18 protein-coding genes are annotated in these 18,460 nt (G+C 63.2%); 8 read left to right on the top strand and 10 right to left on the bottom strand.

Features of this window, described 5'->3' with window-relative positions; translation table 11 throughout:
• Positions 1-201 precede the first annotated feature (201 nt).
• From GGD66_RS01055 to GGD66_RS01035, 5 genes are all read left to right on the top strand, one after another.
• Positions 202-1,362, top strand: coding sequence for an aminotransferase class V-fold PLP-dependent enzyme (locus tag GGD66_RS01055; RefSeq protein WP_183256654.1), 1,161 nt, complete (start codon positions 202-204; stop codon positions 1,360-1,362).
• 29 nt (positions 1,363-1,391) lie between these two features.
• Positions 1,392-2,288, top strand: a complete 897-nt coding sequence (locus GGD66_RS01050; protein WP_183256653.1) for an amino acid ABC transporter substrate-binding protein — start codon at positions 1,392-1,394, stop codon at positions 2,286-2,288.
• A gap of 62 nt (positions 2,289-2,350) precedes the next feature.
• Positions 2,351-3,145 carry an amino acid ABC transporter permease gene (locus tag GGD66_RS01045; RefSeq protein WP_183256652.1) on the top strand — a complete coding sequence of 265 codons (795 nt, stop codon included), beginning with the start codon at positions 2,351-2,353 and terminating at the stop codon, positions 3,143-3,145.
• A complete protein-coding gene (locus GGD66_RS01040) occupies positions 3,142-3,834 on the top strand; it encodes an amino acid ABC transporter permease (RefSeq protein WP_018319862.1) in 693 nt (230 codons plus the stop codon). Before GGD66_RS01045 ends, GGD66_RS01040 begins: the two co-directional genes overlap by 4 nt.
• A gap of 23 nt (positions 3,835-3,857) precedes the next feature.
• Positions 3,858-4,625 (top strand): amino acid ABC transporter ATP-binding protein, encoded by a 768-nt coding sequence (locus tag GGD66_RS01035; RefSeq protein ID WP_210321456.1) that lies wholly within the window; start codon positions 3,858-3,860, stop codon positions 4,623-4,625.
• A gap of 52 nt (positions 4,626-4,677) precedes the next feature.
• On the opposite strand, the gene GGD66_RS01030 is transcribed toward GGD66_RS01035, so the two are convergent.
• The 6 genes from GGD66_RS01030 to GGD66_RS01005 form a co-directional block, all read right to left on the bottom strand.
• On the bottom strand, positions 4,678-5,172 hold the full coding sequence (locus GGD66_RS01030) for a hypothetical protein (RefSeq protein WP_183256651.1): 495 nt from the start codon (positions 5,170-5,172) through the stop codon (positions 4,678-4,680).
• 356 nt (positions 5,173-5,528) lie between these two features.
• Positions 5,529-6,275 (bottom strand): CoA-transferase, encoded by a 747-nt coding sequence (locus GGD66_RS01025; RefSeq protein WP_183256650.1) that lies wholly within the window; start codon positions 6,273-6,275, stop codon positions 5,529-5,531.
• A complete protein-coding gene (locus tag GGD66_RS01020; RefSeq protein ID WP_183256649.1) occupies positions 6,272-7,078 on the bottom strand; it encodes a CoA transferase subunit A in 807 nt (268 codons plus the stop codon). The genes GGD66_RS01025 and GGD66_RS01020 overlap by 4 nt, the downstream gene beginning before the upstream one ends.
• A gap of 55 nt (positions 7,079-7,133) precedes the next feature.
• The gene (acdA, locus tag GGD66_RS01015) at positions 7,134-8,348 is read right to left on the bottom strand and encodes a 3-sulfinopropanoyl-CoA desulfinase (protein ID WP_183256648.1); all 1,215 of its coding nucleotides are present in this window, start codon (positions 8,346-8,348) and stop codon (positions 7,134-7,136) included.
• A gap of 56 nt (positions 8,349-8,404) precedes the next feature.
• Positions 8,405-8,980 (bottom strand): peroxidase-related enzyme, encoded by a 576-nt coding sequence (locus GGD66_RS01010; RefSeq protein WP_092252634.1) that lies wholly within the window; start codon positions 8,978-8,980, stop codon positions 8,405-8,407.
• Positions 8,981-8,984: 4 nt separating this feature from the next.
• Positions 8,985-9,671 (bottom strand): TetR/AcrR family transcriptional regulator, encoded by a 687-nt coding sequence (locus tag GGD66_RS01005; RefSeq protein ID WP_183256647.1) that lies wholly within the window; start codon positions 9,669-9,671, stop codon positions 8,985-8,987.
• A 191-nt stretch (positions 9,672-9,862) separates the two neighbouring features.
• On the opposite strand from GGD66_RS01005, the gene GGD66_RS01000 reads away from it, so the two are divergent.
• Entirely contained in the window at positions 9,863-11,338 is a 1,476-nt protein-coding gene (locus tag GGD66_RS01000; protein WP_183256646.1) for an FAD-binding oxidoreductase, read from the top strand.
• Positions 11,339-11,437: 99 nt separating this feature from the next.
• Here the strand turns inward: GGD66_RS01000 and GGD66_RS00995 are convergent, their stop codons facing one another.
• From GGD66_RS00995 to GGD66_RS00980, 4 genes are all read right to left on the bottom strand, one after another.
• Complete coding sequence (locus GGD66_RS00995; RefSeq protein ID WP_183256645.1) at positions 11,438-12,031, bottom strand: hypothetical protein; 594 nt, start codon at positions 12,029-12,031, stop codon at positions 11,438-11,440.
• A 287-nt stretch (positions 12,032-12,318) separates the two neighbouring features.
• Entirely contained in the window at positions 12,319-14,016 is a 1,698-nt protein-coding gene (locus tag GGD66_RS00990; protein WP_183256644.1) for a GMC oxidoreductase, read from the bottom strand.
• Positions 14,017-14,123: 107 nt separating this feature from the next.
• Positions 14,124-15,683 (bottom strand): acyl-CoA carboxylase subunit beta, encoded by a 1,560-nt coding sequence (locus GGD66_RS00985; RefSeq protein ID WP_183256643.1) that lies wholly within the window; start codon positions 15,681-15,683, stop codon positions 14,124-14,126.
• Positions 15,613-16,587, bottom strand: coding sequence for an IclR family transcriptional regulator (locus tag GGD66_RS00980; RefSeq protein ID WP_092252623.1), 975 nt, complete (start codon positions 16,585-16,587; stop codon positions 15,613-15,615). Before GGD66_RS00980 ends, GGD66_RS00985 begins: the two co-directional genes overlap by 71 nt.
• Before the next feature lie 94 nt (positions 16,588-16,681).
• Here GGD66_RS00980 and GGD66_RS00975 point away from each other — a divergent pair, with 94 nt between their 5' ends.
• Positions 16,682-16,903: an acetyl-CoA carboxylase biotin carboxyl carrier protein subunit gene (locus tag GGD66_RS00975; protein WP_091954359.1), complete on the top strand. Its 222-nt coding sequence runs from the start codon at positions 16,682-16,684 to the stop codon at positions 16,901-16,903.
• A gap of 168 nt (positions 16,904-17,071) precedes the next feature.
• Positions 17,072-18,238: a TAXI family TRAP transporter solute-binding subunit gene (locus GGD66_RS00970; RefSeq protein ID WP_183256642.1), complete on the top strand. Its 1,167-nt coding sequence runs from the start codon at positions 17,072-17,074 to the stop codon at positions 18,236-18,238.
• Positions 18,239-18,460: the final 222 nt, after the last annotated feature.

Here is an 18,460-nt window from a genome sequence, read left to right as displayed (position 1 = left end):
TTCCGCGCGATATTATCATTTTTCGGAATGAAAGATATTGAAAATCGAAAAATAAGTTTGTCGAAACTCCTAAAGCTCATATTCTCGGCGCGGCCGGTGACTGACCAGAAATTGTGCAACGCAGTCTCGCCGTTCCCAGAATCTCGCTCCGCCGCTTAGCCGAGAGCCAAGTCGCTGGCGGGGCGCCAACAGGAGATGTGCATGTCTCGTCACTACGACGTGGACGCCGTGAGGAAGGAATTCCCCGCTGTCGAGCGGATGGTCTATCTGGACTCCGGGTTTCAAACCCCGCTTGCACGCCCGGTGAAGGCCGCGATCGAGCTCTTCCTTCGCGAGGGCTTCGAGACGGCCGGACCGAAGAGCGTCTGGCTCGACCGGGTGGAGCAGACCCGCGCCAAGGTCGCTCGCTTCCTCGGCGTGACGGCGGATGAAATCGCCTTCACGAAAAACACGTCGGAAAGCATGAACGTCGCGGCAAACGCACTGCCGCTCCGGGCCGGTGACAATGTCCTGATGATCCACGGCGATCATCCGAACAACGCCTACGCATTCCTCCATCTGCAACGGAAGGGCGTCGAGGTCCGCTTCATCCCGATGACTGACGTCGTCGATGCCGACAGCTTTGCGCCTTTCATCGACGAGAACACGCGTGCGATCTCGATGTCGCACGTGACCTTCCACGCCGGTCACCGCTTTGACATCGAGAGCGTTGGCGCGATGTGCAGCAGGAAGAAGCTCTATTTCGTGGTGGACGTGATGCAGGCAATCGGCGTGGTGCCGATCAACGCGGCGGCGATTGGCGCCAGCTTCATCGGCTCCGGCAGCCATAAGGGATTGCTGGTTCCGCAAGGACTCGGGCTTCTCTATTGGGACAAGACGCTCAAAGAGCTGGAGCCGGCCTATCTGGCGGCCGCGAGCCTCGCCGAGGTCCCTGATGATCTCATCGCGCGTGCCGACAGAATGGCGCCCTCGCCCGCCGCCAGGCGCTTTGAGCTCGGCAACTTCAATCTGCCCGCGGTCCATGCGCTGAGTGCTTCGCTCGACATGATCGAGCAGATCGGGGTCAAGAACATCCAGAACCACTGCTTTGACCTCGGCGATCACCTGATCACGCGCCTGGACGAGTTGGGCGTCCGTCTCGTTGGCCCGCGCGAGCGCAAGCATCGCGCTCCGCACATCTACGTCATCGCCCTGCCGGCATCGGACTGGCTTGGCCATTTCGAGGAGAACGGTGTGCGCGTGTCGCCCGAACGGGATGGCATTCGCGTCTCACTCGGCATGTTCAACACCGCCACCGACATCGATCGCCTGATCGACGTCATCCGCCGGCGAGGGCTCGGACGCCCTTCCGCCGCAGCTTGACGTCGAGAACCGATGGGAAGGGAAAAACCATGAAGACGCTTGTTCAGATGCTCGGACGCCTCTCAGTACTCCTGGCCGTCAGCCCAAGTCCCTCCGCGGCAGCCGACAGCCCGACGCTCGATAAGATCAAATCCAGCGGCGCAATCACGATCGGCCACCGCGAGGCTTCCATACCGTTCTCGTACCTCGGGCCCGATCAGAAGCCCATCGGCTTCTCGCTCGATCTCTGCGCGGCGATCGTCGATCGCATCAAGGAGGAGCTGAAGTTGCCCAACCTCAAAGTCAACTACACGCCAGTGAACTCCTCGAACCGGATTCCGCTGATCCAGAGCGGGACCGTCGACATCGAGTGCGGCGGCACCGCGAACGACAAGAAGCGGCAGGAACAGGTCTCGTTTTCGGTCGCGACGTTCGTCAGCCAACCGCGATGGCTCGTCAAGGCCACCAGCGGCGTGAAGACCGCCGGCGACCTGAAAGGCAAGACGATTGTCGTCACCCAAGGCTCCAACGCAGTCGGTTTCGCGCAGAGCGTCAACGCTAGGGAGCAACTCGGCCTCAACATCGTCCAGGCCAAGGACCATGCGGAATCCTTCCTGATGTTGAACACCGGCCGTGCGGCCGCCTTCATGGAGGACGATATCCTCCTCGCCGGGCTCAAGGCTGCCGCGCCAAATCCGGACGCGCTCCTGTTCCTTCCCGAGGGCTACGCAAAGATCTACTATGGATTGATGTTCACGAAGGGTGATGCCGGCTTCAAGGGCCTCGTCGACGACGTCCTCTCCAAGCAAATGGCATCCGGCCAGTTCGAGAAGACCTACGCGAAATGGTTCACCAAGCCGATTCCGCCCAAGGGTGAGAACCTCGCATTCCCGCTCACGGACGAGTTGATGGCGCGGATCGCGCATCCCAGCGATGCCGTCGACTGATTGACGGAGCTGACCGTCCCGCACGGAAATCCTCGTTCGCACCTGCAACCTGAGGGCTCGCGATGTTCGGAGTGCTTTTTGAACAGACGGCGGACGGCCAGCGCTATATCGACTGGCTTCTGTCGGGTCTCGGTTGGACGTTGGCCCTGGCCTTCTTCGGTTGGTGGATCGCCTTCGGCATCGGTGTGGTCGTCGGCGTGGGCCGCACGATGCAGAATCGCTTCTTCTCCGTCCCGGCCCGGCTCTATGTCGAGATATTCCGGAACATCCCTGTCCTGGTGCAGATGTTCCTCTGGTACTTCGTCTTCCCGGAGGTCGTGCCCAGCGCGCTGGGCGATGCCATCAAGCAGATCCCGCCACCCTGGGCGTCGTTTTTCCCGGCGCTCCTCTGCCTCGGACTCTACACCGCGTCCCGAATAGCCGAGCAGGTCCGGGCGGGCATCGAAGCGCTCCCAAGGGGACAGATCGAAGCGGCCAACGCTCTCGGCCTCAATGGCTATCTCACTTATCGATACGTCATCGTGCCGCAGGCCTTGCGCCTCATCGTGCCGAGCCTCACCAGCGAGGTGATGGGCATCTACAAGAACACCTCCGTCGCCCTCACGATCGGCTTGATGGAGCTGACCGCCCAGGCGCGCCAGATCAGCGAGGCCACGTTCCAGACATTTACGGCATTTGGCGCAGCGACGATCATCTACCTTTGTCTGGCGCTGCTTGCCTATCAGGCCATGACCCTCATCGACAAAGCCGTCCGCATTCCGGGCAGCGCTCCCGTCAAGCCCGGGACTGACGAGGATCTGGCCACTGAGATGCGGCAAGGCGGCGCCCTGCCCAACGCCATGGAGGTCGTGAAATGAACACCCTCGATTTCTCGATTGTAACGCAATCGTGGCCCTATCTCTGGTCGGGCCTGCTCTTCTCGCTTGCGCTCACGGCCGCCGCATTCGTCATCGGCATGGTTCTCGGAACCTGCCTGGCGCTCGTTCAGCATTTCGAGATTCCAGTGTTCGCCCAGATCATCCGCGGCTACGTTGCGGTCATCCGATCGATTCCGCTGATCCTCGTCCTGTTCTGGTTCTTCTTCCTGGTGCCGATCGTGCTTGGGCACCTCAGCGGCAACGGCCGCCCGATTCCGATCGGCGCCACCTATACGGCCTTCATCACCTTCGGCCTGTTCGAGGCCGCCTACTACTCCGAGATCATCCGTGTCGGGCTGCGAGCGGTGAACAAGGGCCAGTTCGAGGCCTGCCAGGCGCTCGCGCTGTCCACCTACGACACCTACCGCCATATCGTCCTCCCGCAGGTCCTGCGCGTGGCCAGTCCGATCATCCTCAGCCAGACGATCATCCTCTTTCAGGACACCTCACTCGTTTACGTCCTTTCCCTGACGGATCTTCTGGGCGCCGCTTCCAAGCTTGCACAGCTCAACGGCCGCCTCGTCGAAATGTACCTCGTCGTCGCAGTGGCCTATCTCGCCATCAGTTCGGCAGCTTCCCAGTGTGTCGCTGTCCTTCGCAAACGATACGCACTCGCCACATCGCGATAACGCCTCGAATCCGGGAGACGAACATGCATCGAGAGACCTCCAGCAATGCCGCACAGCCCGGTGCGATCGTCGTCGTCGAGAGCTTGGTGAAGCGGTTCGGCGCATTCACCGCGCTGAACGACGTCAATCTCAGGGTCGGCAAAGGCGAGAAGATCGTGCTGTGCGGACCTTCGGGCTCCGGCAAGTCGACGCTGATCCGCTGCATCAACCATATCGAGAAGCACGACGGAGGCCGGATCATCGTGGACGGCGTCGAACTGAGCAACCGCCTCGCCGACATCAACAGCGTGCGCTGCGAAACCGGGATGGTGTTTCAGAGTTTCAACCTGTTTCCGCACCTCACGGTCGCCGAGAACTGCATGCTGGCCCCGATGAAGGTTCGCGGCATTTCGCAAGCAGAAGCCCGCGATCGCGCACTGGGCTTGCTGCGGAAGGTTCGCATTCAGGATCAGGCGGACAAATATCCTGCACAATTGTCAGGCGGCCAGCAGCAACGCGTTGCCATCGCCCGAGCGCTGTGCATGCAGCCCAAGATCATGCTTTTCGACGAACCGACATCCGCGCTCGATCCCGAGATGGTCAAGGAAGTGCTGGACACCATGGTCGAGTTGGCGCGGGACGGAATGACAATGGTCTGCGTGACACACGAGATGGGCTTCGCCCGCGAGGTTGCCGACCGCGTGGTCTTCATGGATCGCGGAAGCATCGTCGAGGAGGCAGATCCAGAAACCTTCTTTCGGGCCCCTCGCACGGAACGAGCGAAGGGCTTTCTGAACCAGATCATCCACTAAAGGCGCGATGAGATCAGGATGAATCGTCATCGCGCTTTGATTTGGTGTTTGGCTACTTCACATCCCTGTTCAATTCGATCGCGACTTCCGCCATCCAGGAGCCCGGTGCCTCCATCAGGAAGGACTGATGGTTGCTCCTGGTCTGGATCGTCACCAGCGCGGCCACCGTATTTCCCTCTATTCGCGCCTCGATGAGGCCGTCCTTGTTGGTGCCGTAGACCTTGCCGCCCTGCCGGTACTCGCTCTCGAACCAGTTGCCGGAAAGCTCCGTCCCGCTCTGCTCGATGTTCGCGGACAGGACCATCTTGTACGCATCGCTCGCGCAGCGCAGGTCGAGTGTCAACGACCGCCCCGGCCTGGTCACGTTGTACGCCACCTTGCAGCGAACTTTCTCACGCGGACCGTCCGACGGCTTCATGGTGCCGATGCCCGACCAGGCACCGGCCAAGCTGTCGAACACCGGCTCTGCGCACAATGGGCTGACGCCGCCAAGCACGAGGCAGGCCGCGCCGATGCCCATGCGCGCCGCCGAAAACTTCAATCGCATTCCATCAATCCCGATCTGAAAAGTCCGAGCGCGTTCTACGCCCGAACAGTCACGGGAAGTTGTCGAAGATGTATAGAAACGTTGCAGAGATTGTCCGAACGTTGCCGCAATCGCATTTTGGTACTTGGCGACCTGAGCGCGCGGCTCGTCCTTCGAGACGACCGCTTTCAGCGGTCTCCTCAGGATGAGGCTAAGCGGCATCGGAGCTCGTTAAGAGTGCTGCCGCACACTCCGTCCTCATCCTGAGGGCCCGCCAACGGCGGGCGTCTCGAAGGATGGCCACAGAGAAGTCGCCAAAGGCGCTTGCCCTGCCCGCAAGCGGGAGAGAGCCGCGGCAGATCGGAGCGAAACCCGCCTCACCCCGGACCGGGCATATTGCCCGCGAACTGGGGATAGCACTCCCGCAACTCCTCGCGAATTCGGCCCCGGATCAAGGACAGCGTTGCCTCGTCCGGCAACGGCGTCGTGACCTCGCATTGCTCGTTGTCATACGAGAAGCCCGTCGTGCCTCGAATGTCCCGCCAACCATATCCCGGATGGCTGCTCTCGAGGCGAAAACGTCCCGCCTCCCGGTCAAAGGAAAACAGCGCCGCATTGGTCAGCAGCGCATGAGGACCGCCTCGCCGATAGACCGTCTCGTCGGTAACTCCAGGCGCGGAGACGAAGTCCACGCGCTCCACCAGGGATCGCAAGCTGTGCTCCTCACGGAACAGAATGACCCGCGGCACCAGGAAATACAGATAGGCGGAGCCGAACGAGCCGGGCCATCTGACCGGATTGTTCGGATAGTCGCCGGTGCCGACAAGGTTGACGTTGCCCCGGCCGTCGATCTGGCCGCCACCGAGAAAGAAGGCGTCGAGGCGCCCCTGCGCGGCGCAGTCGAACAGCTCCTCGGCACCGCCAGTGAAGGAATTGTGCTTGACCGACCCGAGGATCGAGACCTGCACGTGCTCCAATCCGTCACGCTGGTTGAGCGCACGCAACAGCATCGCTCCCGCCGCCGGCATCGGCGAGGATTGACCGACCGCAACATGCCGCACGCCCTTCAGCAGCCGCGAGATCGTATAGATCATCAACTCACGGCTGGTGCACGCCTCGCTCATGCCGCGCTCCCTGCGCCCCGAACGTAAGCCTGGAAGCCTTCCGGCGAGCGCGCCGCGCGCGCGTATTTCTCGATTTCCTGCCCATCCCTGGGATATTCGGCGTAAAGCCCCGTCGGCCACCCACCCTTCTCGAGCTGCGCCACCGCGCTCACATAGATTGCGGGCAGCACGCCCGCGGCCATTTTCTCGTCGTCGAGCAGCGACACGTCGGAGATGCGCTCGACGGTCACAAAGGCCTTCTTCGACGCATGGGCCAGCAGCATCGTTTCGCGCCGGCGCCCCAGCCGGACATTGCCGAACCGGTCCGCTTCAGGCGCGTGAAACAAGGCGATGTCGGGCTGGATCGCCGAGACCACGACGATCTTCTCAGCGTCATCGAACGGATTGGACGTCACCTTCCAATCGTCGCGCTTCTCCAAGACGTCGCTGCCGATGATGCCGCGAATCGGCATGAACGGCACCCCCTTCTCCGCGGCCGTTAACCCTGCGAACACCGCCGGACAAGTGGCATCACGCAGGCGAATGGATCCGTCGCGCACAGCCCGGCTGAAACAAGGCGCGCCGCCCGCTTCGCCGAGACTGACGGCGCTCGTCTCCAGCGTCGCCACGGCACCAGCGCCGATGAGCATATCGACCTGCATGCCGCCGATCGGCGCGCAGACCACATGAAGATCGCGAATGCCGCGATCGATCAGCATCCGAACCAGTCCCGGGGCCGCGGCGTAGTCGTCCGGCGCCAGGCCGAGTTTACACCCGGAGGGTATCATCTCCGCCATCTCTCGCGGCGTTACGAAGTCTGTCATGTCTTCACCTCTTCCTCGGGTTCCCATCAACAACCGCGTCGCGCACGATAGCGCCCTAGTCCTTTGCCGCAAGGTCCCTTGATACGACGTAGCCATCGCGCGTCTGCGGCAGCTTCCAGCCCAGGACCTTGCTGGCAACCAATGTGCGCAGCACCTGGGCCGTGCCGCCGCCGATCGTGAACATGCGGACATCGCGCACCATTCGTTCGAGCGGAAAGTCGCGCGAATAGCCGCGGGCGCCGAACACCTGCAGGGCGTCGTTGACGATCTTGATGGCGGCTTCCGAGGCAAAGATCTTCGCCTGAGCGGCAAGCATGGGATCGGGGAATGCGCTGCCGCCCGGCCCCCGTGAAGCCGCCGCCGCGTGCAGCATCAGGCGCGATGCGGTCAGTTGCGTCTGCATATCGGCGAGCATCCAGTGCAGCCCCTGAAATTCGCCGATCGGCCGGCCGAACTGCTCGCGCGTCTTGGCCCATGCGATGGCGTGCTCGAGTGCGCCGGCCGCAATCCCCATGGCAACCGTGCCGGCGCCGACGCGCTGGCTGTTGTAGGCATTGATGAGGTCGGCGAAGCCCCGCTTGAAGCCCGACGGCGGCAGCAGCACCATGTCCGGCGTGATCTCGAGGTCCTCGAACACGAGCTCGCCCTCGGGCATGCCGCACAGCCCCATCGTCGTCTCGCGCTTGCTGACGCGGAGCCCTTCCACCTCGCCGCGCACCGCCAGGAAGCCGCCGACGCCCAGCTCCTCTCCGCTCTCGTCGAACACGCGCGCAAAGATCAAATGGAGACGAGACACCCCGGCGCCGGTGATCCAATGCTTCCTGCCGTTGAGCACATAGCGGTTGCCGCGCTTGTCGGCTCGCGTCGTCATTCCGCTCGCGTCGCTCCCCGCATCCGGCTCCGTGATGCAGATGGCCGGCTTGTCGCCATCCAGGACGAGATCGGCCGCGCGCTTTTTCTGCGCGTCGGTCCCGTAGGCCATCACGGTCGAGATGGCGCCCATGTTGGCCTCGACCACGATGCGCGCAGACACGGTGCAGGACCGGGCGATCTCCTCGATGACCAGCACCGTGTCGAGGAAGCTCCGACCCTGGCCGCCATATTCGACCGGAATGGTCATTCCCATGAAGCGCTCGACCTTCAGCGCCTCGACGACGTCCCATGGATATTCACGCGACCGGTCGATGTCGGCGGCGCGTTTGCGGATCGTCTCGTTGGAGAGCGCAGCAGCCCTCTCCTTCAGCGCCAGCTGCTGGGATGAGAGCTCCATGTCCGTTCTCCATGTCCGCGGACGAGCGTGCTTGCCGAACAGGTCAGTCAGCCCGATCAGCCGCGTCCCATGTTATAGAATTCCGGGTTCGGACGCATGCTGGTGACGTTGGCAAGCCGGTTGGAAAGACCGAAGAAGGCCGAGATCGCGGCAATGTCCCAGATGTCGTCTTCCGTGAACCCGTGCGATTTCAGCGTGGCGAAATCGGATTCGGAAACCTTGTAGGCCTCGGTCGAAACGCGCACGGCGAAGTCGAGCATCGCCTTCTGCCGGTCGGTGATATCCGCCTTGCGGTAATTGACCGCGACCTGATCGGCAATCAGCGGATCCTTGGCGCGGATGCGCAGGATCGCGCCATGCGCGATAACGCAATACTGGCATTGATTTAGGTTGCTGGTCGCAACCACGATCATTTCCCGCTCGGCCTTGCTGAGGTTGCCGGGCTTGTCCATCAGCGCGTCGTGATAGGCAAAGAACGCGCGAAACTCGTCCGGCCGGTGCGCCAGCACGAGAAAGACGTTCGGAATGAAGCCGGACTTCTCCTGGACCGCCACGATGCGGGCGCGGATGTCGTCTGGCATGTCGGCCAGATCAGGGACAGGGAAGCGGCTGACTGCAAGTGCCTGGGTCATGGCGTTATCCTCGGTACTCGTCGATGGAAGTTGGTACGATCACGCGTTCCTTGGCCTGGATCATCGCGATAAATCCTCGCGCGAAGACGTCGAGTGCGTCGGGGCGTCTTTCCAGCTTCGCCCGCAGCACCGCGCCCTCCCAGCCGATCCAGAAGAAATGCGCGAGGCTGTCGCAATCGGCGTCTTTCGGAATGTGGCCCGCCTGCTGCGCCGCGTGGAGGCAGCGGGCGGTCCGGGCTTCCCAATCCCTGAGAACGGCAGCGAGGCGCTTTCGAAACGGCTCCGGCAGCGCTCCCATCTCCTGCCCGAGATTGCCGACGAGACAGCCGCGTCGATAGCCGTAGCGCGCCATGCCCGACCGCGCGTCCGCGATGAAATCGCGCAGGCGGTCCAGCGGAGCCCGCGCTGCATCGTCGAACCATCGATCCAGCTTGCGGGCGAAATAGGCGGCGTAAGCATCGATCAGTTCGAGGCCGAAAGCCTCCTTGCTGCCGAAGTAGTGATAGAACGAACCCTTCGGCACGTCGGCGGAGTCCAGGATCTCCTCGACGCCGACGGCGCTGAATCCCTTTTCGGTCAGAATCGCAACGCCCGTGCGCAACAGACGCGCGCGCGGCGCATTCGGCTGCGACTGGTCCCTGGGAGGACGGCCCCGTCGGCGCGGCTCTGATACCGAGGCTGCTCTGTTCATGAATGTTTATTAGACCGATCGTCTTGTCAAATCAACCCTCTTCCTCCCAAGGCTCAGATCTCTCGCGGACCGCCTTCGTCACCGGCTGCAGTTCGAGACATCTTGCCGTTAGACTCCCTGCGCCAAACGTGGACAATACCCGGGCACGTCACGTGCGCAGTGCACACCAAGATGCGCCAGGGGAAACGAAAATGCCGGCTGCCTTCCCGTCGTCCGAACCCGCTATTCCAACCGCTCCCTTGACTGCCGAGATGCGCGATGCGTTGCGCGCGATCGTGGGTGGCAAGGGCCTCATCGAAGATGAGCACGGCAAGCAACCGTTCGTGACGGATTGGCGGGGATTGCTGGTTGGCGGTGCCGGCGCCGTCGTCCGTCCTGGCAGCACCGCGGAAGTTTCGAAAGTAGTCCGGCTTTGCCATGAGCACGGCGTCGCCATCGTGCCGCAGGGCGGCAACACCGGCCTGATGGGTGGGGCGACGCCCTGGCCTGCACACACCGGCATCGTGTTGTCGCTCGGCCGCATGAACCGCGTGCTGGACGTCGATCCCGTCGGCTACGCGATGACGGTCGAGGCCGGCTGCGTGCTGCAGACGCTTCAGGAGACGGCAAGCCAGCACGACAGGTTCCTGCCGCTCAGCCTCGGCGCCCAGGGCTCGTGCATGATCGGCGGCAATCTGTCGACCAACGCCGGCGGCGTGCAGGTGCTGCGCTACGGCAATGCCCGCAATCTCGTGCTCGGGCTCGAGGTGGTGCTGCCGAACGGCGAGGTCTGGGACGGATTGCGCGCGCTCAAGAAGGACAACACCGGCTATGACCTCAAGCACCTCTTCATGGGTGCCGAAGGCACGCTGGGCATCATCACCAAGGCCGTGCTCAAGCTGTGGCCGGCGCCGAAGGACGTCTCTACATCATGGCTCGCGATCCGCGATCCACGCGCGGCCCTTGAGATCCTGTCGGAAGCGCACGCGGCATCCGGAGACAATGTCGGCTCTTGCGAGCTGATGAGCCGCAGCGCGATCGACATGGTGCTGCGCCATATTCCCGGCACCCAGGATCCTCTCAAGGCCGACACGCCGTGGTACCTGCTGCTGGAATGGTCGTCCTCGCGGGCGCGCCAGGACGGCACTGAGGGCATGTCCGAGAAAATGGAGCAGTTTCTCGCCGATCAACTCGAGGCCGGCCGCGTGCTCGATGCGGTGATCGCCCACACGGTCAGTCAATCGCGCAACATGTGGCGCATCCGCGAAAGTGTCGCCGAGGCCTCCCGGGCCGAAGGTCCGGGGCTCAGCTTCGATGTGTCGGTGGCGATCTCAGGGATTCCGGAGTTCATCGCCAAGGGCACCACGGCGGTGCTCGACATTCTCCCGACCATCCGGCCCTATCCTTTGGGGCACATCGGCGATGGCAATCTGCATTTTTCGTTCATGGGGCCGACCGGTATGGATCAGCAGACGCTGACCCAATACAAGGGCGCCATCACGCGGGCCGTGAACGATCTCGTCACCTCGATGGGCGGCTCGATCTCGGCGGAACACGGCATCGGCATCGACAAGCTCGACGAGCTCAGCCATTACCGCTCGAAGACCGAGCTCGACATCATGCGAACCATCAAGCGCGCACTCGATCCGCAGAACATCATGAATCCCGGCAAGGTGCTGCGGCTGTGACCGACGCTGCGCCCCGCGTCAACGATCGATCGAGCGTGGGCAGGTCGCAACGAAGTTGCGACCCGTCCGCGGTCTTGTCGAGAGTGGTGTCCGCGACCCTCAAGCCGCCGAACCGCCGCGCGGATTCACGATCGCGTACCCTCGCAATGAACGTGCGTGGATTCGCGTAGCGTGTCCGCCCGAGTTGGCGTCATAGGCCATCCAGACATCGCCTCCGAGGTGCTGCTCCAGAACGAAAACGTGTCCTCGGCGCGCAGCAACCATTCCCGGCGCGGGTGACGTCCGCGGAAAGCGCAGCCAATTGGCCGCAAGATTCAATTCCGGCACGATACGACCGAACACGCGCAGAGCCGCGCCGCAGCCGCAGAAGGACGAAGGGCAGCCTGCCGGACGACCGCCGACAACGCGAGCCCCGGAAACACCGGAGACGGTCGCCGGCGTGGCGGCGCCCCCAGCATCAGTCACTGTCAGCTGCGTCGAGCGGTACGCTTGCAGTGATGGCCTGGAATTCAGTGAGGATCGGGAAGTAAGTGAAGACTTGAAAGTCCGCTCGCGCTGCATCTGCGAATACGAGAAGTCGCAGGGCATGGTGACATTGCATTCGGAAGCATGATGAATGCGATAAGGTCGCGCTTCCGAAGGGATAGAGCTCAAGGCAACGAAGAGGTACGCAGAAATTACTAGCCTGTACATTGCAGGACTCCAAAATAGAGTGGTCCTGCCCCAGGCAACGAGAAACCAATAACAGTTTGGCTGAAATGGGCCTAAAGAGCGGCTGAAAATGGCTGCATCTGCGCGACGCTGTCTGCAATCATCATAGCCTACAAATAGCGAGCGAAATGATTAACTCGCAGAGAACGAATGAGCGCTCCGCGGGTCCAACGCACTGCATGCAATCAAGTCCGGTTCGCATTGGTCGTGGCTTCTGCGGCAAGCTCTCCTCGTCACTGCGCTGCCCCTGATCGGCGCGACGCCGCTATTCACTGCATCATCGCTGCTGCGATCTTCTCCGCCGACATCAACACGGGAAAGTTGGTGTTGGCGCATGGCACCACCGGAAAGATCGAGGCGTCGACGACGCGCAGGCCCTGGATGCCCTTGACGCGGCCCTGATTGTCGACCACCGCCATCGGATCGTCGGCGCGGCCCATGCGGCATGAGCAGGAGGCGTGCCACACGCCGATCGTCGCCTTGCGCACGAAGGCCTCCAGCGCCTCGTCGTCGTTCATCACCTGATCGAAGGTGAAACCTTCGACCACGAAATTGTCGATCATGTAGTGGCGCAGCGCCGCCGGCCCGTCCATCAGCGTCGCGGCGATCTTGGTCAAGATCCTGTTCTTGGTGTTGACCACGCCGATCTTGCGGACCTTGTCCGTGTAAGCAGCCGGGAACGGCTTGTCCGTCACCGCCCTCACCACGTCGCTCATCTGCACCGCCGCCATCTTGCGGAAGCCGCTCATCAGGCGATCGAGATCGCGCCGGTCGGACAACAGATTGAACTCCACGACCGGCTCTGCCGAGGGATCGCGCGAGGCGAGCTTGACCTGTCCCGTCTCCGAATAGGTCTTGTTGACGAAGGTCAGCAGCGAGCCGATCTGCTCGCCGACCGCATGCCAGGCCGACTTGGAGAGCAGGACGACGAACATGTCGCCCTTCGGCACGCCTGCGAGATCGGAGGAATAGCGCAGGCCCAGCTGCATGTGGCGCCTGGTGTGCTCGTTCATGCGCGCGCCGCGGCGGACAAAGGACGACAGCGAGATCGAGGGATGATCCATCAGGCGCTGGCCGACGCCCGGCAGTCCCATCAGCACAGGAATGCCGAGATCCTTGAGGTGGCCGACCGGCCCGATCCCGGCGCGCAACAGATGCGCCGGCGAATGGATGGCGCCGCTGGACAGAATGATCTCGCGTCCGCGGAATTCCTGCTCGCGTCCGTCAACCATCGCTTTGACGCCGACGCAGCGCGTGCCCTCGAACAGCAGCTCGCGCACTTGCGTGTTGGTGGAGATGGTGAGATTGGCGCGCTGGCGGGTGTCGCGATCGAGATAGCCCATCGCGGCCGAGACGCGTTGCTCGGCCTGGTTGGAATGCGTCACCGGGAAGAAGCCGTCGACGAACTCGCCGTTCTGGTCCGGCAGGAATCGGTGGCCGGCCTGCTGGAAGGCCTCGGCGAACGCCTGCGAATGCCGCGTCCAGTGCTCCCTGGGGATGCGGCGGACCGGGATCCGGCCATCCTTGCCATGGTACGGTCCGTCGAAATCGAGATCGCGCTCGACCTTTTTGAAGAAGGGCAGCACGTCGTTCCACGTCCACCCTTCGGCGCCGCGCGCGTCCCATTCGTCGTAATCGGTGGGAGCGCCGCGGTTGGCCATCTGGCCGTTGATCGACGAGCCGCCACCGAGCACGCGCGCCTGCTCGTATTTGCGCAAGGGAGGCCGGCCCACGTGTGGGTTGTTGTGGCTGACGACCTGCGTCGTGACCTTGAGCTCGGTCCAGTGGAAGCGCGGATCGAAATAGGCCGTGCCCGGATAGCTGTCCCTGATCTCGGCCGGCTCGTTACCGGGCGGCGTGTCCTGGCCGGCTTCGCACAACAGGACCTTGTTGGCACTCTTCGCGGAGAGCCGGTGGGCCAGCACGGACCCCGCCGAGCCGCCGCCCACGATAATGAAGTCATACACGATTGGCGCGTCCTCTTGTTCTTGTTCGGGGAACGTAGCGCGTAATTGTTTTGAGGTCACGCCATCGCAGCCGCGACAAGCTTGTCGCGCGGCAGCGATGGCCAATATCAAGGCCTGATCGAAAAGTTCTCCGGCGGCCCCGGCTTTCGCAGCGGCTCGGCGAGGCGCGCGAACTCGCACAGCAGCGACCTCGTCTTCCGGGGATCGATGATCTCCTCGACCCAGAACTTTTCGGCCGAGCGGAACGGAGAGCGCAGCTTGTTGAGGCGCGCCTCGATCTCCTTGAGCTTCTCCGCCTTGTCCTCGGCCGCGTCGATGTCGGCGCGATAGGCGGCCTCGATGCCGCCTTCGAGCGGCAGCGAGCCCCAATAGGCCGACGGCCAAGCGTAGCGGATCGAGAAGCGGTCGGCCGGCTGATGCACGACACCTGCAACACCAAACGCGTTGCGCAGGATCACGGTACACCAGGGCACGGTGGTCTGGTTCACCGCAGCCATGGCGCGAACGCCGTGGCGGATCGTGGCCGCCTTCTCGGCATCGAGACCGATCATGAAGCCCGGGCAATCCATGAGATAGACGACCGGCAGATGGAAGGTCTCGGCGAAGTCGACCCAGCGCACCACCTTCTGGCAGGCATCCGCGGTCCAGGAGCCGCCATAGTGAAAGCTGTCGCTGGCGAGCAGCAGCACCGCCCTGCCCTCCAGCCGCGCAAGGCCGACGATGACAGGCTTGCCGAAATTCTTGCCGATCTCGAAGAACGAGCCCTTGTCCACGACGGACTCGATAATGGGGCGCATCTTGTAGACCTGCTTGCGGTTGCGCGGCACCGCATTCATCAGCGCCTCTTCGCTCCGCTCCGGATTGTCGGTGCAGGGCAAGGTCGGCGGCAGCTCGTAGACCGACGACGGCAGATAAGACAGGAAACGCCGCGCGCAGGCAAAGGCCTCTTCTTCCGTGTCGACGGCATGATCGACCGCGCCGGCGCGGGTCTGGATGTCGGCGCCGCCGAGCTCCTCCTTCGAGAGGTCCTGCCCCAGCGCCTTCACCACCGGCGGCCCCGCGACGAACATCGCGGACTTCCGGGTCATGATGGAATAGTGGCTGGCGGCAAGGCGGGCGGCGCCAAGGCCTGCGACCGAGCCGAGGCCGAGTGCGACCACCGGCACGCGCGACAAATTCTCCGTCGTGAACCGATACCAGCGCGTGCCGCCGATGCCTCCAGGCAGATTCGCCGCGCCCTTGGTCTCGATGGTCTTGACCGAGCCGCCGCCGCCGGAGCCTTCGATGATGCGGACGATGGGCAGACGGAAATCGTGCGCCATCTCCTCCGCCATCAACGGCTTTGCCGAGATCGACGCATCAGCCGAACCGCCGCGCACCGTGAAATCATCGCCGACCACGACCACGGTGCGGCCGTCGACGCGCGCACGGCCGAACACGCAATTCGCCGGCGTGAGCTTTTTCAAATCGCCGCTGGAATCGTACTCTCCGATGCCGGAGACGGCACCGATCTCGTGAAAGCTGCCTTTGTCGATCAGCTTGTCGATACGCTCCCGAACAGTCAGCCGGCCCTGGTCATGCTGTCGCTTGACCTTGTCAACGCCGCCCATCTCCCGCGCGAAGGCTTCGCGCCGGGCGAGCTCGTCGAGTTCCGGCTTCCAGTTCATTCACTCCCTCCGAATGGATCGGCTTGTTATTGTTATGCACGGCCATTGCGACCGGTTTACGCGGGATACGGTTGGCGAAGGCATCGCCCTCGGAGCCTTCCATCAGGCTGCCGAGCGAGCGACCGAGCGTAAGCATCAGCGGCGCGACTTCGTCATGCAGACGCTGCTCGTCATACATCGCCGAGAGCAGGCCGATCGTGATGACCACGAAGGTCTGGTACTGCGGCGACCAGATCGGCACCGCGAGGCCGTTGATGTGCGGGCTCCACAAGCCGCAGGCCACGACATAGCCGCGCTCTCGCAACATCTGCCGGTTGGCCTCGATGCGGGGCTTCAGGATCTTCGCGGCCTCGGGCGCCTCCCGTTCGAAGTCCGCGATGAAGGCATCGCCGATCTCCGGCGCGAGCGCTGCGGTGTAGGCCGCGCCCGCGGCGGTCGAGGCCATCGAGATGCGACTGCCGGTGCCCTCATGCAGGCCCAGCGCAGAGGGTGAGCGTGCGAACTGGAGATAGACCAGATGAAAGCGGTCGGGCACGACGAACCCCACCGTGCCCGGCAGCTGCTCGGCGACTTCCTGGAGCCGCTGGCGGATCATGCTGCGCAGCTGCGCGCCCTTCATCATCGAAGCGCTCATCGCAACCGCGCTCGGGCCGATGCGATATTTCTGATCGCGCGGCAGATAGACGAGCTGGCCCATCCGCGTCAGCGTATGCGTGAGCCGCGACACCGTCGAGCGCGGCAGGCCGCAGCGATTTGAAATCTCGAGATTGCCGAGCCTTGCCTCGTGGCCCTCGAAGCATCGCAACACGTCGAACGCGCGCGAGACCACCTGGATGACATCACCCTCACCGGCATCGCCAGCGAGCACGCCTTGCCTACTCAACCGCTCCGATCGTCGTCCCATGTGTTCCCTACCGTTGTTCCGCTCTGCGGAATTAAATTCCACTTGCAGACGACGCTACCTCAGGCATTTTGCGACGACAACAAAAAGGGATGGCATGCCAGAAATTAAGATCGTCACGGAGGTCGCCGGGCGCGTCTGCGCAACTCCCGTGCAAGTTGGAGGAACCATTGCGGATGGCGATGAAATTGTAATCGTGGAAGCCATGAAGATGGAAATACCGGTGCTCTCGCCTGCAAGCGGCACGATCACATCGCTTCTCGTCAAGCTCGACGACGTCGTTGCGGAGGGACAGGCGGTCGCGATTGTCGCGTGCTGACGGCGTTATCCGTCGCTTCCGCGGCAATCTGTCAGTCTCGTTCCCGCATGCGCGGTACGGCGTTGCCATCGCCCGACGCGGGTGACATGATCCGTCGCAAACAAAACTCTGTTTCAAACAAAGAACGAAAATCTTCGCGGCAAACGCGAAAGATCATTGGAGGGAAACATGCTTCGTGGGCTGCTCGTGCTCGCGCCTGCCTTGGTGGCGGGCATCTCTTTTGCGTCTACACGCTATTCGTTCGCCGAAGACATCAAGCTGCCGGCGACGTTGACGTTCACCGCCTATGACACCGGAACCGCCGGCTTCAACATCGCGGTCGGCGTCGGCAAGATGATGAAGGACAAATACGGCACCGACGTGCGCGTGCTGCCCGCAGGCAACGACGTTGCCCGTCTCGCGCCGCTGCGCGCCAAGCGCGCGGCGTCCTCGGCGATGGGATCCGGCACCTACTTCGCGCAGGAAGGCATGTTCGAGTTCGGCGCGAAGGAATGGGGTCCGCAGCCGCTCCAGATCCTGCTTTCGAGCGTCGACTGCAATTGCGGTTCGCTCGGCGTTGCCGCCGACACCGGCGTGAAGGAGTTGAAGGACCTCAAGGGCAAGCGTGTCGGCTTCGTGGTCGGCTCACCCGCGCTGAACCAGAACTCGCTCGCCGTGCTCGCCTTCGCCGGGCTGACGCAAAAAGACATCAAGGCCGTCGAATTCGCAAGCTACGGCGCGATGTGGAAAGGGCTGATCAACAACGACGTCGATGCCGCATTCGGCACCACCATCACCGGCCCCGCCAAGGAAGCCGAGACCTCGCCGCGCGGCCTGATCTGGCCGCCGCTGCCTGCCAAGGACAAGGAAGGCTGGGCGCGAATGCAGAAGGTCGGATCGTTCTTCTTCCCGCAAGTGGCGACCTGCGGGGCCGGCATCTCGCCGGACAAGCCGGTCGAGCTCGGCAACTACCCCTACCCGATCTTCGTCGCCTATGCCTCGCAGCCGGCCGACCAGGTCTATGCGATCACCAAGGCGATGATCACGAATTACGACGCCTACAAGGATTCGGCGCCCGGTGCCGGCGGGCTCGCGGCCGACCGCCAGACCAAGAACTGGGTGGTGCCGGTGCATCCCGGCTCGGTGAAGGCGCTGAAGGAAGCCGGGCAATGGAGCGACGCGCAGGAGGCGCACAACAACAAGCTGATCAAGCGGCAGGAGGTGCTGGCAGCCGCGTGGGCCGATTACGGCAAGTCCAACCCGCCGTCGGACGACAAGGCGTTCCTCGATGGCTGGATGAAGGCTCGCGCAACAGCGCTTGCGAAAGCCGACATGCCGAACGGGTTCGAGGATTAGAGCACGATGTTGTTGGGCTTGATGGCCGCCGCGCGAGAAGTGCGCTCCCTCTCCCGCTTGCGGGAGAGGGTTGGGGAGAGGGTATCTCCGCAGTGGGATTCCCCCAGAGGAGACAGCCCTCACCCGGCGCTGCGCGCCGACCTCTCCCACAAGCGGGAGAGGTTGAGGAGCCCGCGGCTTGATCGATTCAACCAACGGCCGTTCGCTTAGTTAGTTACCAGC

Source organism: Bradyrhizobium sp. CIR48, from assembly GCF_014198315.1.
Taxonomy (GTDB): domain Bacteria; phylum Pseudomonadota; class Alphaproteobacteria; order Rhizobiales; family Xanthobacteraceae; genus Bradyrhizobium.
Note: the sequence above shows the minus strand (reverse complement) of the source record. Positions and strands in the feature narration are given on the sequence as shown.

Excerpts from the sequence above, each read along its gene's own strand:
- GGD66_RS01055 (WP_183256654.1), top strand. The coding sequence starts at position 202 with ATGTCTCGTCACTACGACGTGGACGCCGTGAGGAAGGAATTCCCCGCT.
- GGD66_RS01050 (WP_183256653.1), top strand. The coding sequence starts at position 1,392 with ATGAAGACGCTTGTTCAGATGCTCGGACGCCTCTCAGTACTCCTGGCC.
- GGD66_RS01045 (WP_183256652.1), top strand. The coding sequence starts at position 2,351 with ATGTTCGGAGTGCTTTTTGAACAGACGGCGGACGGCCAGCGCTATATC.
- GGD66_RS01040 (WP_018319862.1), top strand. The coding sequence starts at position 3,142 with ATGAACACCCTCGATTTCTCGATTGTAACGCAATCGTGGCCCTATCTC.
- GGD66_RS01035 (WP_210321456.1), top strand. The coding sequence starts at position 3,858 with ATGCATCGAGAGACCTCCAGCAATGCCGCACAGCCCGGTGCGATCGTC.
- GGD66_RS01030 (WP_183256651.1), bottom strand. The coding sequence starts at position 5,172 with ATGCGATTGAAGTTTTCGGCGGCGCGCATGGGCATCGGCGCGGCCTGC.
- GGD66_RS01025 (WP_183256650.1), bottom strand. The coding sequence starts at position 6,275 with ATGAGCGAGGCGTGCACCAGCCGTGAGTTGATGATCTATACGATCTCG.
- GGD66_RS01020 (WP_183256649.1), bottom strand. The coding sequence starts at position 7,078 with ATGACAGACTTCGTAACGCCGCGAGAGATGGCGGAGATGATACCCTCC.
- acdA (WP_183256648.1), bottom strand. The coding sequence starts at position 8,348 with ATGGAGCTCTCATCCCAGCAGCTGGCGCTGAAGGAGAGGGCTGCTGCG.
- GGD66_RS01010 (WP_092252634.1), bottom strand. The coding sequence starts at position 8,980 with ATGACCCAGGCACTTGCAGTCAGCCGCTTCCCTGTCCCTGATCTGGCC.
- GGD66_RS01005 (WP_183256647.1), bottom strand. The coding sequence starts at position 9,671 with ATGAACAGAGCAGCCTCGGTATCAGAGCCGCGCCGACGGGGCCGTCCT.
- GGD66_RS01000 (WP_183256646.1), top strand. The coding sequence starts at position 9,863 with ATGCCGGCTGCCTTCCCGTCGTCCGAACCCGCTATTCCAACCGCTCCC.
- GGD66_RS00995 (WP_183256645.1), bottom strand. The coding sequence starts at position 12,031 with ATGTACAGGCTAGTAATTTCTGCGTACCTCTTCGTTGCCTTGAGCTCT.
- GGD66_RS00985 (WP_183256643.1), bottom strand. The coding sequence starts at position 15,683 with ATGAACTGGAAGCCGGAACTCGACGAGCTCGCCCGGCGCGAAGCCTTC.
- GGD66_RS00980 (WP_092252623.1), bottom strand. The coding sequence starts at position 16,587 with ATGGGACGACGATCGGAGCGGTTGAGTAGGCAAGGCGTGCTCGCTGGC.
- GGD66_RS00975 (WP_091954359.1), top strand. The coding sequence starts at position 16,682 with ATGCCAGAAATTAAGATCGTCACGGAGGTCGCCGGGCGCGTCTGCGCA.
- GGD66_RS00970 (WP_183256642.1), top strand. The coding sequence starts at position 17,072 with ATGCTTCGTGGGCTGCTCGTGCTCGCGCCTGCCTTGGTGGCGGGCATC.